Source organism: Bradyrhizobium sp. GW821-FHT13H06 (genome assembly GCF_058803975.1).
This window is the reverse complement of the sequence record NZ_JBXAPN010000011.1, coordinates 77,171-91,841: the sequence shown is the minus strand read 5'-3', so window position 1 is coordinate 91,841 and position 14,671 is coordinate 77,171. Positions and strand designations below refer to the sequence as shown.

Genomic DNA, 14,671 nt, shown 5'->3' with positions numbered 1-14,671 from the left:
TGTCGGGAAATCGCCTCACGCCACCTTCGTGAAATCCGGCGGGCGGCGCTCGGCGAACGCCGTGAACGCCTCGCGTGCTTCGGCGGTGCGCAGGCGCTGCGCGAACTGCTCGCCTTCGGCCTGCATCTGGGCGACCAGCGCCTCGCCGTTGCGCATCAGCTTCTTGGTGGCCGTGAGCGCGCCGAGCGGCTGACGGGCGAGACGTTGCGCGAGGGCGAGCGCCTCGGCATCGAGCTTGTCGAGCGGCACCACACGGTTGGCAAGGCCCCATTCCAGCGCCGACTTGGCGGGCACGGTCTCGCCGAGCGCGAACATCTCATAGGCGCGCGCATAACCGATGCGCGCCGGCATCAGCAGGCTGGAGGCGGCCTCCGGCACCAGCGCGAGGCTGACGAACGGCGTCGACAATTGCGCGTTGTCGGCGAGCACGACGAGATCGCAATGCAGCAACATCGTGGTGCCGACGCCGACGGCACGGCCCTGCACGGCTGCGACCAGCGGCCGGGTGCAGCGCGCCAGCGACTGGATGAAGCGCACGACATTGCGGCTGCCTTCGGACTTGCCGGCTGCGACCGCGGCGAATTCGCCGACGTCGTTGCCGGCGGTGAACATGTCGCCCTCGCCGCGAATCAGGATCACGCGAGCGGACGGATCGAACTCGGCGGATTCGATTGTGTCCGCCAGCTTGCCGTACATCGCATCGGTCAGCGCGTTCTTCTTGTCGGGACGCGCCAATGTCAGGGTGAGAATTCCGCCGTTGCTCTCGATTCGGACGTGCTCGGTCATTCGTCTGCTCCGTGTTGTTCGTCTGAACTTCTTGGAAACTTGTCCTGAATGCTCGTCAGCCAGCGTGCGACGATGTCGATCTCCGCGGCCGTAAATCCCTCCGTCAGCGCAGCGTTGACCTCCGCCGCCGAGGTCTTCGCCTGCGCCAGCGCGTTGCGTCCCTTGGGCGTCAGCCAGATGCGCCAGGCGCGGCCATCCTCGCGATCGGCGCGCCGCTCGACCAGTCTTGCGGCTGCGGTGCGGTCGACCAGGCCGGAGATGCCGGCCGGCCCCATGTCGAGCGCCGCGCCCGCCTCGCCGATCAGGACGCCGTCCTGCTTGCCGAGGATGAACAGCAGCCCGGCCTGCGCCGGCGTCACCGTGCTCTGCGGCTGCGCCGCCATCCAGCGCTGCAGGCGCCGGTGCGCGACGCTCAGCAGGTAGATCAGCCGATGATGCTTCGCTGCGGCCTCATTATTTCGCATGCGAAGTATGTAGTCGGACACGGGGCGATTGTCAAACCGGCCGTTTCGCTATGGCGCACAGGTGAAGCTCGACGCCTCCTTCACCGCACCCGCCTTGTAGTGCGGCCAGGCCGGCCAACGGCACAGCGGCAGTGCGCGCAGCGTCGCGAACGACGGCGCCTCGACCTTCTGCTCGCTGACTTCGAGATCGCCGGGCGCCTTGCCGTTCTCGACCCAGTCGATCAGCACGCTCAGCATGTCGACATTGGCCGGCGCGCCGGAGCCGACATGGTCGACACCGGGCGCGGTGTAGAGCCGCACGAATTCCGCCGTCTCGGCCTTGCCCATCCTGCGTTCGACGCTCTCGAAATAGCGGATGCCGGCATAGGGGCTCTGCGCATAGTCGGCCATGTGCTCGAGCATGATCAGACGGCCGCCGCGCATCCGGAAGCGGCTGAGGTCAGGATCGGTCGAATCCATCAGCTTCGAGACCTCGAGCAACCGCGCCTTGTGTTCGTCAGGCTTGTAGGTGGTCACGTCAAGCTTGGGATCGCGCGCGAAGACATATTGAATGCCGCCGGCTCCGTAGATCCAGGCGATGCCGTTGTTGGGCGCAGGCGGCTGCGCCGGCGGCGCGGTGCCGAGCCACCACGCGACCCAGCCGCCGGTCGGCCCGATCGCCGGCGTGTCCTCGCCCGAGACGCCCCAGCCCGGATAGTCGTCGAGGCCATTGGCGAGCGCGAACGGGAATTTGCAGGTCGCATGCAGCGTGTTGATCGCCTTGATCTGGGGATCGGTGAGGCACTGATCGCCGCTCTGGCCCGCCGCGCAGCGCAGCGTCTCGACCTTGAATGCCGCCTTGCAGGCGACCGGATCCTGCACCAGCGCATCATCGGAGCCGTCGGCCTTGTCGCAAGCCGCCCGCACGGCATCGCCGACCAGCTTCACCTGCGCCGGATTGATCCAGCCCTCCCCCATGGTCACCAGGCCCGAGCGCGTTCCGGCATGCTGCAGGCCGACCCAGTTGATGACAGGCACCCGCGCGAAGATCCCGTCGAAATCATCGGGGTAGCGCTGCGCCATGGTCAGGCCTTCGCGGCCGCCTTCGGACGAGCCCATGAAGTACATCTTGTCCGGCTTCTTGCCGTAGGCGCGCTGCATCAGGACCACGGCCGCGTCGCGCACCTTCTTGTAGGCGCGATGGGCGAAGTTCTCGAAGGCCTCGTCGTTCAACGCAAACAACTGCGGCGGCTCGCCCGGCCTGGATTCGTGGCCGGAGTCCGTGCCGTAGGTGACGAAGCCACGCGCGAGCGGCGACGGCTTGTCGAAGGGATAGGCCGGCGGCAGCGCAAGGCCGGTGATCAGCACGCCATTGAAACCGCCTCCGCCATATTGCAGCGAGCGGCCGTTCCATTCGACGGGGAGGTTGACCTGGAATCTGATCGGCGGCGCCTTGGGATCGGTGGGGTCGATATGGCCGAGCACCTTGCAGAAGCGCGGATTGGCCGGCGTGATGCGCCCGGACGGGGTCGGCCCACGTTCGGCAACAGCGAGAGTCGATGGCGACTGAAACGTCGCGGCATCGATCTTCACGGCATCGGTGCCGCCGACCAGCCCCTTGCAGACCGTCTCGGCATCCTCCGCCAACGCACCGCTCGCGCTCATTGCGGCCGCAGTACCCACGAGCCATGCACACAGATTCGCTCTGTTTCGCTTCATCGTTTCCAGCCGGCTTGTTCTGTTGCGTTCAGAAGTTGGCCGGATTCAATGCAACCTTCGCCCGTCCGTCAATCGCTGACGCCGGCTTTCCGTCAGAACGATCCCAGCGCGCTGCCCAGGGCGATCACGGCCACCAGCGCCAGGAGCGACGTCGCGATGCCCACCATGACGATGTCGAAATAGCTGTCGCGATGGGTCAGGCCGCAGATCGCGAGCAGGCTGACCACCGCACCGTTGTGTGGCAGGATGTCCAGCGTGCCCGCGCCGATCACCGCCACGCGATGCATCAGCGCAAGGTCGATGCCGGTCCGCGCGGCAAGCTCGACGTAGGTCGGGCCGAGGGCGTCGAGGGCGATGGTCAGGCCGCCCGATGCCGACCCTGTCAGTGCGGCCAGGATGTTGGTCGCGACGGCGAGCGAGACCAGCGGTCCCCCTTCGATCGCCAGCACCCAGTCGCGCACGATCGTGAACGCCGGCAGCGAGGCCACGACGGCGCCGAAGCCGACGAGGCTGGCGACGCTGAACGCAGGCAGGACCGACGCATTGGCCCCGGCGTCCATCGTCCGGCGTAGCGCCGGCAGGCGCGCCCAGTTCAGCGCGATGGTCGTAACGATGGCGGCAGCCAGCGCCACCGCGACCGACCACACGCCTGCAACGGCCGCAAGCGTCGTGTCACCAAAGCGCGGCTCGGCGAGATAGCTGACATCGAGCCGCGGCAGCACCACCAGCGACATCACCAGATTGACGGTCACGACGACGACGAGCGGCGCCATGGCGTTCAGCACAGGCGATGGCCGCTCGCTGCGATGACCGTGCTGTAGCTCCGCCGGATCGAACTCGCTGGCAGTCGTCGCGCGCTCGCGCACGAGCTCGTCGGCAGCGGCCTGCTCGATCGCGCCCTCGGCATCGTTGCCATAGCCTTCTCCGGCGCGGCGCGCCGCAGCTTCAGCGCGATGCAGCCACCACAATCCGGTGCCGAGCATGATGAGCGAGGCGACGATGCCGAGGCCCGGCGCGGCAAACGGCGTCGTGCCGAAGAACGGCATCGGGATCGCATTCTGGATCGACGGCGTGCCAGGCAGGGCCGACATGGTGAAGGTCGACGTTCCCAGCACGATCGCGGCCGGGATCAGACGACGCGGAATCGAAGCGGCACGAAACAGCGAGCGTGCCATGGGAACGATGACGAAGAACGCAACGAACAGGCTGACACCGCCATAGGTGACCAGCGCGCCGGCGAGCACGACCGCCAGGATCACGCGCCGTTCGCCGAGACGCTCCGCCATGAAGCCGGCGACCGACGTCACCGCACCGCTGTCATCCATCAACTTGCCGAAGACGGCGCCAAGCAGAAAGATCGGGAAGAACTGCGCCAGAAATCCCGCCGCGTTCACCATGAACACCTGGGTCAGGTTCGCGAGCAGCGGCTCACCGCCGAACAGCGCGGCAACGAGTGCGGCGAACGGCGCGAGCAGCAGGACGCTCCAGCCGCGGAAGGCGAACAGGACGAGCAGGCCGAGCCCGACGAGGAGGCCGAGCAGACCCATGCCTCAGCACTCCGACAGCAGGACATCGAGATCGGCGGTCGAACGACGGCCGATCTCCGCGCCGTGCTCGGCGAGGAAGTCGTCCGCGGCCATGCGTCCCTCGGCGCGCAGCATCGAGACGAACTCCCACTCCGCGTTGAGCTTCGAGGAGGCCCCGAACTTCGCCAGCATGTCGCTCTTGATCCGGTGTATGCGCATCTTCGCCCAGCGCGCGCCCTCGCCGCTGCCGGGGTCCGCCGCCTGTCGCAGCAGCGCGATCATGCGCAGCTCCTTCATCAGCGGCGAATTGAATGAGATTTCGTTGAGCCGGTTGAGGATTTCCGCAGCCGTCCGCGGTTCCTCCAGCCGCTCGGTGGGATTGATCTGGACGAGAATGGTGTCGTGCGCGTCGCTCTCCCGAACCAGCGGCGTGATCGTCGGGTTGCCGGCAAAGCCGCCGTCCCAATAGGGCTCGCCGTCGATCTCGATCGCGCGGAACATGGTCGGCAGGCAGGCCGATGCCAGCAGCACATCCGCCGTGATCTCCGCGTTGCGGAAGATACGGCCGCGCCCGGTGCGCACCCGAGTCGCGGTGATGAACAGCCGGATCGGCGAGCGCACGAGGCGTTCGAAATCGATACTCTCGGCCAGCACCGCGCGCAGCGGATTGTAACCGGTCGGATTGAGGTCGTAGGGCGACAGCACACGCGACATCAAATCGGTGAGGATGTAGAAGGGCGACGTATCGAGGGTCCAGCGCCCCATCAAGCGATCGAGCGGAGAGCGTTGTAGCGGGCTGAAGGCCGCGGCCTTCGAGACACGGCGCCAGTATCGGTGGAGCGCCTCTCGCGCGCCCTCGGCGCCGCCGGCCGTCCAGCCGTCCGCCAGAACCGCCGCATTCATCGCGCCTGCGGAGGTTCCGGAGATTGCGGCGATCTCCAGCCATTTCTCTTCCAGGAGACGGTCGAGCACACCCCAGGAGAAGGCGCCGTGCGAACCGCCGCCCTGAAGCGCGAGATCAATCAGTACGGCGTCCCGTTCCATGGCGGACACTCACGCAGCTGAAGCTCAAATTCGACGCGATTTTGACCGGGCCGAATTCGACGACAGTGTGGGAGCAGTTGCTACAAGTTGCAACCGGAACGTGGGTAGTCTAGAGCAATTTCCGTTCCGATGCGATCGGAACGGAAATAGCTCTAGATTCTGGTTGACGCGTTTTCTTTATATCCACTTCGCTCGAAAACGCTTTAGTGCTCGAACACCAGCCGGGCGCCGACGGTGCCGTCGAGGGCGCGGATCTGCTGAAGCAACTCGCCGGAGTCCTGGCCGCCGAGATCGGCATCGAGCACGACATAGCCGAGGTCGCCGGCGGTCTCCAGATATTGCGCGGCGATGTTGATGTCGCGCTGGAGGAAGACCTCGTTCAGCCGCCGCAGCATGCCCGGCACGTTGCGATGGACATGGCTGAAGCGAGCGCCGGAGGGGCGAAGATGCAACTGCACTTCGGGGAAGTTCACGGCGCCCATGGTCGAGCCGGTGATGAAATAGTCGACCAGCTTGCGAGCGACCTCGCCGCCGATGCGCTCCTGGGCCTCTTCGGTCGAACCGCCGATATGCGGGGTGAGGATGACGTTCTCCAGGCCCTGGACCGGGCTCTTGAAGCGATCCGCGTTGGAGGAGGGCTCGACCGGAAACACGTCAATGGCCGCGCCGGCGAGATGCCCCTCTCGCAATGCGGCGGCAAGTGCATCGAGGTCAACCACGGTGCCGCGGCTGTTGTTGATCAGGAACGAGCCGGGCTTCATTGTCCGCAGCTCTTTCTCGCCGATCATGCCGGCCGTTTCCGGCGTCTCGGGCACGTGCAGACTGACGACGTCGCTCTGCGCCAGAAGCTCACTCAGCTTCTCAACGGGCTCGGTATTGCCGTGACGAAGCTTGTCGGTGCGGTCGAAGTAGATCACGCGCATGCCTATGGCTTCGGCCAGCGTCGAGAGCTGCGAGCCGATATTGCCGTAGCCGACGATGCCCAGCGTGCGGCCGCGCACCTCGCGGCTGCCGGTCGCCGACTTGTCCCAGCCTCCCTGATGGGCCGACACCGAGCGCGGAAAGATCCGCCGCAGCAGCATCACGATCTCGCCAATCACGAGTTCGGCGACGCTGCGCGTATTGGAGAACGGGGCATTGAACACGGGAACACCACGCTTGCGCGCAGCCAGGAGATCGACCTGGTTGGTGCCGACGCTGAAGCAGCCGACGGCGAGAAGCTGGTCCGATGCCGCGAGCACCTCATCGGTGATCTGGGTCCGCGAGCGGATGCCGAGCAGCGATACGCCCTTGATCGCCCGCCGCAGATCCTCACCGTCCAGCGCCTTGGTCAGCCGCTCGACGTTGGCGAAACCCGCGCTCCTGAACAGGTCCACGGCGCTGTCATTGACGCCTTCGAGCAGCAGCGCCTTGGCGCTTCGCTCAGGGCTTTGGCTTGGGGCTGAGGCTGGCATGGAATCTCCGTAAGTCACAGCTTTTGCCGCAGCTCTTAGACCGCGGACGGCGCACGGCACAATAGGGCTTGCATAGGGGAAGAAGATGGCGGGAGCCCGTCACGCCTGCGTCGGCAACTCCGCCATGTGAGGCTGAGCCCTGTGGTGCGAAAGCACCGCGGGGCGGAGCCTCGAAGGATCCACGGCCGAGCTGGCAGCCGGGCCGTCGCCCTTCAAGTACCACTAAAGGAGCTGACACCTCAGGGGGACGGAGACGGGTTCGCGCCCGTCGTCGCCATCAGATCACGTAGAACCCATGCGTGCTGTCGCGGCGGAGCTGCTCGACGAGGCCGTATTCCCAGTCGAGATAGGCCTGCATCGCAGCTTCGGCCACATCAGTGCCTTCATAGGGCCGGCGGTAGCGGTGTGCCGGATCCGGCTTCGGCAGGATCTGCGGCGGGCCGACCTCGAGCGCACCGTCATAGCCGCCCTCGAGCACATAGACTTCCCAGCCCATCTGCGCCAGCCAGGACGCCGTCATGTCGGCACGAACGCGCTTGTCGTCGGTCAGGAGAATGCGTGCGCCGCGCACGGGCGCGGCCATGTCGGTCTCCTGGACGAGCTGGCCGCCGGGATAATGCCGGAAACCGGGGAGATGGCCGGCCGCATATTCCTCAGCGTCGCGCACGTCGAAGCGATAGAGCGTACGATGGGTCTGCGCGGCAAGCGCCGACATCTCGTTCGCACCGATATGGCGAACACCTGCGCGGTAGGCGGCATCGCGGGCATTGGCCGGTCCGCCCTCGAACGGGCCGATTGTGCCGCGCCTGTCAGCGCCGTGATCGAGCTGATGCCGCGCCAGCGTCCAGCCGATGGTGCCGTTGCGCAGCGCGCGCACCCTGTTGGGCACGCCGGCATTGATCAGTGACTGGGTGCCGATGATCGAGCGGGTGCGGCCGGCGCAGTTGACGATGATCGTCGTCTCGGGATCGGGTGCGGCTTGCCCTGCCCGCAACACCAGCTCCGCGCCGGGCACGCTGACCGAGCCCGGAATGTTCATGGTCGCATATTCGTCGAAACGGCGGACGTCGAGGATGGCGATGTTGGCCTTGTCGGCGATGAGTTTGGCCACCTCGTCGGCGCTGAGCGAGGGCGTATGGCGTCGCGACTCGACCAGTTCGCCGAACGCCTTCGAGTAGGAATTGACGTCCTCGAACACCTCAAAGCCCGCCGCGCGCCAAGCCGTCAGCCCGCCCTCGAGCGCGCTGATGTTGGTGTAGCCGAGCGCGGCGAGACGTTCGGCGCCGGGCCCGACCAGCCCATCACCGCCATCATAGAGCACGATCGCCACATCCTTGCGCGGCAGCCTGACCTCGGCCTCGACTGCAATCCGATCCACGGCCATATTGGCGGCGAACAGCGGATGTCCGGTCGCGAAGGCGGCCTCGTATCTGAGGTCAAGCAATGCGATCTCCTCGCGCAGCAGCAGCGCGCGGCGGATGTCGGCGGGCGTAACGGTGGGAAGCTTCATGGCGAGGACCTTGGGAACAGGGCCAGGAGCTTTTGAACCATTGCGACGGAGTTGGCTAGCTATATCGGAGAACAGGACAATCGCGAGGTCTCCGCACTAACGTCAGATCAGTCGCATTCGTATGTGGCGACGACTTGCGAAAAGTCACGCCGGTCGAGAGCATCCCGATCAATCCAAAAATGCAGCACACCGCCGACGTCGGAGTGCCAATTGAAGAACGCAGGATCGCCTTGTATCTGGAGCAATAACATGTCCTCAAGATGCACCTCGGTCGCATCCTGCGGGCCGCTGCCATATCCCAGCATCTGGTGAAGCGCCGTGCTGAAGCGGCGCCGCCGGCCATCCTCCACAGTCGGCGTCTTCCAATGATTCTGCCGCGCGAGATTCGCAACATGGCTGAGAGGGGCATCATCGCAGGCATCAGCATGTTGAGTGGCCATGCAACGAATCGTGTGGTTGATGGCATTACCCAGGTCCGCCGGGAGTTCGCTCGTATATGTGCGCACCTGCCCGTCCAGCTTCTCGTAGGCTCGCACGACGTCGAACCACCAGAACCTGAAGGCCGCTTTTGTGTCCGGATCGACACCATCCATCGGCGTCAGCGCCCGACACCGCTCAAGCCAGCCGATCGCACCGGCACGAAGGCGCTTCAATTCCGCAGTTACATCGTCGGTGTACGGCTTGTCATGATATCCACCCCTCAGGTCGCGTTGGACGTGCGACAATACCGACCGAACCACATAGGTGATCAAGAGCCAGTTGAAGGGCCAATCCTCATCCTTCTCGTATCCGGCCGAACCTCGAAATTGAAGCAGATCGTCCTCCGGCGGCTGCCCCGGACCGAGTGCCTTGCACAATTCCTTGATCATGAGCTCACCTCCGACGGTGTCGGAGTGGAAATAAAAGTCGCGGAACAGCCGGAACGAAAGCGGGTACTTGAACTCGACCTTGGAATGAAAATCGAGCGCCGGATCGAGCCACTTGACCTGGGCATCGCCGTGGGCGCCTGCCAGCGGCATCAGATTTGGCGGCGGAGCACGGTCAGGATAGGCACTGCCGTCGGTGGGGCTATAGAGTACACGGCAAGGTGGACGCCCTTCGCCGACGAATACCGAGCTGCAGAAGAAGTAGAGCGTTCCTCGATCCGGAAGCGGCGACCAACCCGAACCAGGCATCTCGGCCAGATCAATCTGAGCCACGAAGGTCAGCCCAACCGTTTCAAGAGTTTCGTTTGCTCTGACTTGCCCCGTCGGCCATTCGAATTGCGGAGGCAGCTTGGGAAGACCGCCGAAGAAGCTCCGCGCAGGATGGGCAAGGGGCACGGGCAGATCGCTACGTCGGACGAGCACCGCGGGCAGCGCCGTTTCCTCAATCTCGTCTCGTTCCGACCGTGCCATCAAGCCCTCCCGCGACCTTCGCGTGCATCGATGCCATCTCGCGGAACCGCAGACAAGTGCTTCCGCGTTCTCTGCGAAACTCGGGGGTCACTGTGCCGTGCGACGGGCTGTTCGGGGCCGCTGGACGGCGGGACAAGTCCGCTCACTCGCCGGGAACGAGCCGCCCGACCGGCAGCTGCGCCGGGCGCCGCAGCTTGCGGCGCGAGAGATAGAGCAGGATTCCCGTAACCGAGAACAGGGGCATGAGGACCGCGGCAATCATGAAGGCGAGCTTGCCCGGCCATCCCAGGATCGCGCCGCGATGGATGTCGTAGATGGCCGCGATGATCTTCTCGCCGAATGTCTTGTCGTCATAGCGCTCAGCGGAGACCATCTGCCCGGTGACCGCGTCAATGCGAAATTCATCGCGTGTGGTTTCGAGGGTCCTATCCTTCCTCCACGACCGTATCCGTATGACTGTGGCCGCGCCGGCCGGCAGCGTCAGCAGGGCCCTGGAGAAGCGGCCGCCTTCCTCGCGCTGGAACGTCGTCCATGCCTGATCGAATCCGATCGGTTGCGCGGTCCCGGAACGGTCGACCGCCCGCGGCGACTTTGCGGGCATCTTCGCTGCGGTGACGTGAGGACGTGCCAACAGCCAGGTCACGCCGTCCTTGTACCATTCGAAAGAGAACCACAGCCCGGTGAGCGTCATCGCCAGATAGACCGGAAACACCCAGGTGCCGATCACCGCATGCAGCGACCGGTGCAGTCCGCGGCCGCTCAGCGCGAGATTCGGCTTCAGCCACGTCTTCACGCTGCTCGCGCGCCGCGGCCAGCGCAGCACGAGGCCCGAAATCAGCATGACGATCAGACCGAGCGCAATGGTGCCGGTGATCGGACGCCCCCAGCCCTTGGCGTCGCCTGGGATCAGCAGCCAACGGTGCAGCTTGCGCACCGTCGCGAAGAACGCCTCGCCGCGGGGCGAGCCCAGCACGCGCGCGTCATAGGGGTCGACATAGAGCGAGCCCGGCCGGCTGCCCTGGTCGTCGCGCGCGAAGCGGACATGGACCGCCGCCGCCGGATCGCTCGACAGCGTGACGGCCGAGACCTTGCCGACCTCCTCAGCCGCTTTCAGGCGGGCGATCAGCGCATCCGGCATCAGCGCCGGTGTCTGACGCGGCGCGACCTGCATGATCCCGGCGTTGAGATGGTCGACGATCTCGTCCTCGAAACTCATGATCGCGCCAGTCAGCGCGATCAAGGCGAGCAGCAGCGCGAGGACGAGGCCCGCGATGGAATGGACCTGGAACAGGACGGCCTTGACCGTATGCCCGATCCGCACCGTCATCGCTAGAACTTCACCGTTGCCGACAGCGAGAACCGCCGCGCATCGCCGATGGCGACGTTCAAGGCATTCCCGGTGCTGGATGTATAGTAGAGCTTGTCGAACAGATTCTTGACGTTGAACTGATACGTCACGGGCAGATTGTCGATCTTCGTGTCGTACGTCGCAAAAATGTCCGCCACGGTATAGGCCGGCATGAAGAACGTGTTGGCAGAGTCGCCCGCCCGATCGCCTACATAATGCGCGCCGCCGCCCAGCCGCAGGCGTCCGGGGAGCCTGTCGCCGAAATCGTAGACGAGATAGAGCGAAGCCGTGTTCATTGGAACATTGAACAGCTTGGCATTGCCGACAACGGGGTCGTTGATCAGGCGTGCGTCGGTATAGCCGTAACTTCCGATCATGCTCCATTCGTCGGTCAGCCTGCCGGTCACGTCCAGTTCGACGCCGCGAGACCTGGCCGCACCGGACGTGCGCGCCGCCGACTTGCCGCCGCCGATGTCGTCCAGCACCAGCACGTTCTTCTTCTCGATGTCGTAGACCGCCAGAGTGCCCGACAGCCGCTTGTTGACGTCGAATTTCAGACCGGTCTCCCACTGCGTTCCCTCTTCGGGCGCAATGGTGGAATCGACGACGAAGCCGGCGGTGAACGGCGGGATGACCGATGTCGGCTTGAGCGACTGCGTATAGCTCACGTAGTAAGAGAGCTGGTCGTTGAGTTTGAAGATGACGCCGCCGAGCGGCAGAACCTTGTCGCCCGCCAGATTGGTGGCGGTGACGAAGAGGGGCCGCCCTTTTCCCGCGAGTTGCTCATATTCCATCCAGCGAACACCGCCGACCACGGACAGCCAGTTGGTCAGGTGGAACGTGTCCTGGGCGAAGAAGCTGCGGGTGCCGAGCTTGTCGGTCTGCTCGCTGTCGGTTGCCGAAACGGTCGTGCCCGGCACGACCAGTCCGTAGACGGGGTTATAGAAATTGAAGCTCGGCGTCGCCTGGCGAATCAAATCGTGGCGATCGATCGTACGATACAGCGCCTCGCCGCCGAACAGGATCTCGTTGCGGAAACCGCCCACCCAGACGTCGCCTTGCAGATAGGAGGTGCCGTAGCTGGCGTTGCTCAGCGAGTTGCGCGTACCGTCGTTGCTGCGGGTCTCGACGCCGGTCGTGGCGTTGACGCTGGTGATACGAAGCTGGTTCGCGCTGAAAGTCTCGGTGTTGTAGCTGTAGGCCGCCGTGACCTTCCAGTTGTCGTCGAGCTTCTGCTCGACGGAAGCCTGCACCAGGTCGGACGTGCCCCACATGTTGTTGAAGGGCTCGTCGAGCCGGCGCGTCTTCGGGATCGCCAGCGGAGCGCCTTTGACGAAGGCCGTGCCGCGGTCGAACGGATAGATGAATTCGCGGTGCTCATAAGTGAGCTGCACCGTCGTTGTCTCGCCGTACCAGGCCAGCGACGGGTTCACCAGCATTTCGCGGTGGCGGCCGAAATTGCGCCAATAATCCTCGCTGACGCCATAGCCGATGAAGCGATAGGCAAGACCGCCGTCGCCGATCGGACCGGTGATGTCGAGCGTGCCGTCGGCGCCGCTGCGGTTGTTCGCATAGGTCGAACCGAGCAGCGTGACCGAACCGTGCTGATAGAGCTCCGGACGCTTGCTGATGGTGTTGACGATGCCGCCGGGATCCATGATGCCGTAGAGCAGCGAGGCCGGCCCTTTCAGCACCTCGACGCTTTCGACCGCGGCATTGAGGCTGCGGCCCTGCACCAGCGGCATGCCGTTGCGCATGATCGAGCCGTCGCGATTGTCGCCGAAGCCGCGGCGGATCACGGCGTCCTGAGTGCCGGCGAGCGTGTTGGTCTGCGTGACCCCGCTGATGTTGACCAGCGCATCGTCGATGTTGCGCGGCAGCTGGTCCTTCAGCACCTGCGCGGGCACGACGTTGACGGTCTGCGAGGTATCAAGCGGCGATGCGCCGCTGCGCAGCGTGGTCGAACTCGGCATCGCGCGATAGCCCAGCTTTGCGGCCTGTTGCGCGGCGGCATCCGCGGCCGCGCGCTCCGAGAGCGTCGGCACCGCAGGTGCGGAATTGCGATTGGGCTGGCGGCGAGCTGTCGTTTGCGTGCGGCGCGACGGCTGCCCGGATGCGCGGTCCGGCTTCGACCGCGGTGTTGAGGCCTCCACCGTCACCGGCGGCAGCGCCGATTGCGCCTGGGCGGTCGTCATGTTGGAGGGGCATTCGGCGAGCAGCACAGCCGCTGTGATGAGAAGACCGGCGTGGCGCTTGCCGGCGCGATGACGATGGCCGCTGGCGCATTGGCCATCCAGATAAGCACGCACGTTCGATTCACTTCCAAGTCAGACGCAGCATTGAAGCTGGCGCGTCTAACAGGCACGGAGCTCGAGCGGAACCGTAAGCGGACTTGAATCGCTCTAGTATTGAATGGTTCTAAGAAAGGATCGGCGCTGAACGGCAATCTCTAATGGCCGTCTCGCCGAGCACGGCACGCAGCACGCGAATTCGCGGCGGCGCGTCGCGATCTTGCGCGGGCTCACGCCATCGCAGGCGCCACCAACGCGTCGAGCTTCCGCTTGAGCGCGGTGCCGTCGGACAACGCGCGGAGCGGGGGGCGCACGCGCAGCCAGCCTGCATCGCCCGTCTGCGCCGCGAGGATAGCCTTCAAGGTCACGACCAGGGACGGCGTCTTCACCACGGCATCTGCCGCTGCCTGCATGCGCTCTTCGACATCCTTGCCGTCAATCATGCCCTTGACCAGCTCCGGTGCGATGTTGGCCATGCCGCAAATGGTGCCGGCGCCGCCCGCGGCGATCGCGCGGGCGATGTCGGGCTCGTTGCCGACGGTGATGGCGAGCTCGGGCGCGGCCGCGCGGAATGCCTGGAACTGCTTGAAGTCGCCGCTGGAGTCTTTCAGGCCGGCAACCTGCTTGCCGTAGCGCTTGCGCAAGTTCGCGGCGACCGTCGTCGGGATCGCGACGCCCGACACCTGCGGGATGTGATAGAGCGAGGCGCGCAGCCGATCGTCGGCGACGCCATCGATGATCGCGGCGAAGGCACCCTCGATGCCTTCGGGCGTGACGCTGCGGTCGAAATAGGGCGGCAGCAGCAGCACGTGGCGCAGGCCGAGGCCGAGCACGGCGCGCGTCAATGCAATGCTGTCGGTGATGGCGGGAAAGCCGCCGCCGATTCCGATGCGCTCCGGCGCGACGCCGGCCTTGAGCATGGCTTCGATCGTCGCGACGCGTTCGCCGACATTGAACGAGGTGCCCTCGCCCGTGGTGCCGAACAGGACGACGCCGTCGACGCCCTTGCTGAAGAGTTGCTTGGCGTGGGCGGCGAGCCGAGCGTGATCCACGCTGCCGTCGGCCGCCAGCGGCGTCGCCGACGCCACCCAGAACCCGCGAATTGCCTCCGTCATGACACCGCCCTTTGCTGCCGCCCCAAACTAAGCCGCTG

Annotated in this window: 11 protein-coding genes; all 11 read right to left on the bottom strand. The window is 65.4% G+C overall.

Going from position 1 to position 14,671, the window contains the following annotated elements; translation table 11 throughout:
- Window positions 1–15: 15 nt before the first annotated feature.
- The 11 genes from AC1RQP_RS33340 to AC1RQP_RS33290 all read right to left on the bottom strand — a co-directional run bounded on the left by AC1RQP_RS33340 (window position 16) and on the right by AC1RQP_RS33290 (window position 14,633).
- The gene (locus tag AC1RQP_RS33340) at window positions 16–786 is read right to left on the bottom strand and encodes an enoyl-CoA hydratase (RefSeq protein WP_239627736.1); all 771 of its coding nucleotides are present in this window, start codon (window positions 784–786) and stop codon (window positions 16–18) included.
- On the bottom strand, window positions 783–1,250 hold the full coding sequence (locus AC1RQP_RS33335; RefSeq protein ID WP_492941294.1) for a MarR family winged helix-turn-helix transcriptional regulator: 468 nt from the start codon (window positions 1,248–1,250) through the stop codon (window positions 783–785). Before AC1RQP_RS33335 ends, AC1RQP_RS33340 begins: the two co-directional genes overlap by 4 nt.
- 48 nt (window positions 1,251–1,298) lie before the next feature.
- Complete coding sequence (locus AC1RQP_RS33330; protein ID WP_492941292.1) at window positions 1,299–2,948, bottom strand: tannase/feruloyl esterase family alpha/beta hydrolase; 1,650 nt, start codon at window positions 2,946–2,948, stop codon at window positions 1,299–1,301.
- A 92-nt stretch (window positions 2,949–3,040) separates the two neighbouring features.
- On the bottom strand, window positions 3,041–4,495 hold the full coding sequence (locus AC1RQP_RS33325; protein ID WP_492941290.1) for a GntP family permease: 1,455 nt from the start codon (window positions 4,493–4,495) through the stop codon (window positions 3,041–3,043).
- 3 nt (window positions 4,496–4,498) lie between these two features.
- The gene (locus AC1RQP_RS33320) at window positions 4,499–5,518 is read right to left on the bottom strand and encodes a patatin-like phospholipase family protein (RefSeq protein WP_492941289.1); all 1,020 of its coding nucleotides are present in this window, start codon (window positions 5,516–5,518) and stop codon (window positions 4,499–4,501) included.
- 203 nt (window positions 5,519–5,721) lie between these two features.
- Entirely contained in the window at window positions 5,722–6,972 is a 1,251-nt protein-coding gene (gene serA, locus AC1RQP_RS33315; RefSeq protein WP_492941287.1) for a phosphoglycerate dehydrogenase, read from the bottom strand.
- Window positions 6,973–7,249: 277 nt separating this feature from the next.
- Window positions 7,250–8,482 (bottom strand): rhodanese-like domain-containing protein, encoded by a 1,233-nt coding sequence (locus tag AC1RQP_RS33310; protein ID WP_492941285.1) that lies wholly within the window; start codon window positions 8,480–8,482, stop codon window positions 7,250–7,252.
- A 107-nt stretch (window positions 8,483–8,589) separates the two neighbouring features.
- Window positions 8,590–9,879 (bottom strand): DUF1963 domain-containing protein, encoded by a 1,290-nt coding sequence (locus AC1RQP_RS33305; protein ID WP_492941283.1) that lies wholly within the window; start codon window positions 9,877–9,879, stop codon window positions 8,590–8,592.
- 142 nt (window positions 9,880–10,021) lie between these two features.
- Window positions 10,022–11,206, bottom strand: a complete 1,185-nt coding sequence (locus tag AC1RQP_RS33300) for a PepSY-associated TM helix domain-containing protein (protein ID WP_492941281.1) — start codon at window positions 11,204–11,206, stop codon at window positions 10,022–10,024.
- 2 nt (window positions 11,207–11,208) lie between these two features.
- Window positions 11,209–13,536: a TonB-dependent siderophore receptor gene (locus AC1RQP_RS33295; protein ID WP_492941279.1), complete on the bottom strand. Its 2,328-nt coding sequence runs from the start codon at window positions 13,534–13,536 to the stop codon at window positions 11,209–11,211.
- A 212-nt stretch (window positions 13,537–13,748) separates the two neighbouring features.
- A complete protein-coding gene (locus tag AC1RQP_RS33290; protein WP_492941277.1) occupies window positions 13,749–14,633 on the bottom strand; it encodes a dihydrodipicolinate synthase family protein in 885 nt (294 codons plus the stop codon).
- Between the last annotated feature and the right edge of the window lie 38 nt (window positions 14,634–14,671).

What these genes read in the sequence shown, in the direction of transcription:
- AC1RQP_RS33340 (WP_239627736.1), bottom strand. Translation starts at nt 786, where the DNA reads ATGACCGAGCACGTCCGAATCGAGAGCAACGGCGGAATTCTCACCCTG.
- AC1RQP_RS33335 (WP_492941294.1), bottom strand. Translation starts at nt 1,250, where the DNA reads ATGCGAAATAATGAGGCCGCAGCGAAGCATCATCGGCTGATCTACCTG.
- AC1RQP_RS33330 (WP_492941292.1), bottom strand. Translation starts at nt 2,948, where the DNA reads ATGAAGCGAAACAGAGCGAATCTGTGTGCATGGCTCGTGGGTACTGCG.
- AC1RQP_RS33325 (WP_492941290.1), bottom strand. Translation starts at nt 4,495, where the DNA reads ATGGGTCTGCTCGGCCTCCTCGTCGGGCTCGGCCTGCTCGTCCTGTTC.
- AC1RQP_RS33320 (WP_492941289.1), bottom strand. Translation starts at nt 5,518, where the DNA reads ATGGAACGGGACGCCGTACTGATTGATCTCGCGCTTCAGGGCGGCGGT.
- serA (WP_492941287.1), bottom strand. Translation starts at nt 6,972, where the DNA reads ATGCCAGCCTCAGCCCCAAGCCAAAGCCCTGAGCGAAGCGCCAAGGCG.
- AC1RQP_RS33310 (WP_492941285.1), bottom strand. Translation starts at nt 8,482, where the DNA reads ATGAAGCTTCCCACCGTTACGCCCGCCGACATCCGCCGCGCGCTGCTG.
- AC1RQP_RS33305 (WP_492941283.1), bottom strand. Translation starts at nt 9,879, where the DNA reads ATGGCACGGTCGGAACGAGACGAGATTGAGGAAACGGCGCTGCCCGCG.
- AC1RQP_RS33300 (WP_492941281.1), bottom strand. Translation starts at nt 11,206, where the DNA reads ATGACGGTGCGGATCGGGCATACGGTCAAGGCCGTCCTGTTCCAGGTC.
- AC1RQP_RS33290 (WP_492941277.1), bottom strand. Translation starts at nt 14,633, where the DNA reads ATGACGGAGGCAATTCGCGGGTTCTGGGTGGCGTCGGCGACGCCGCTG.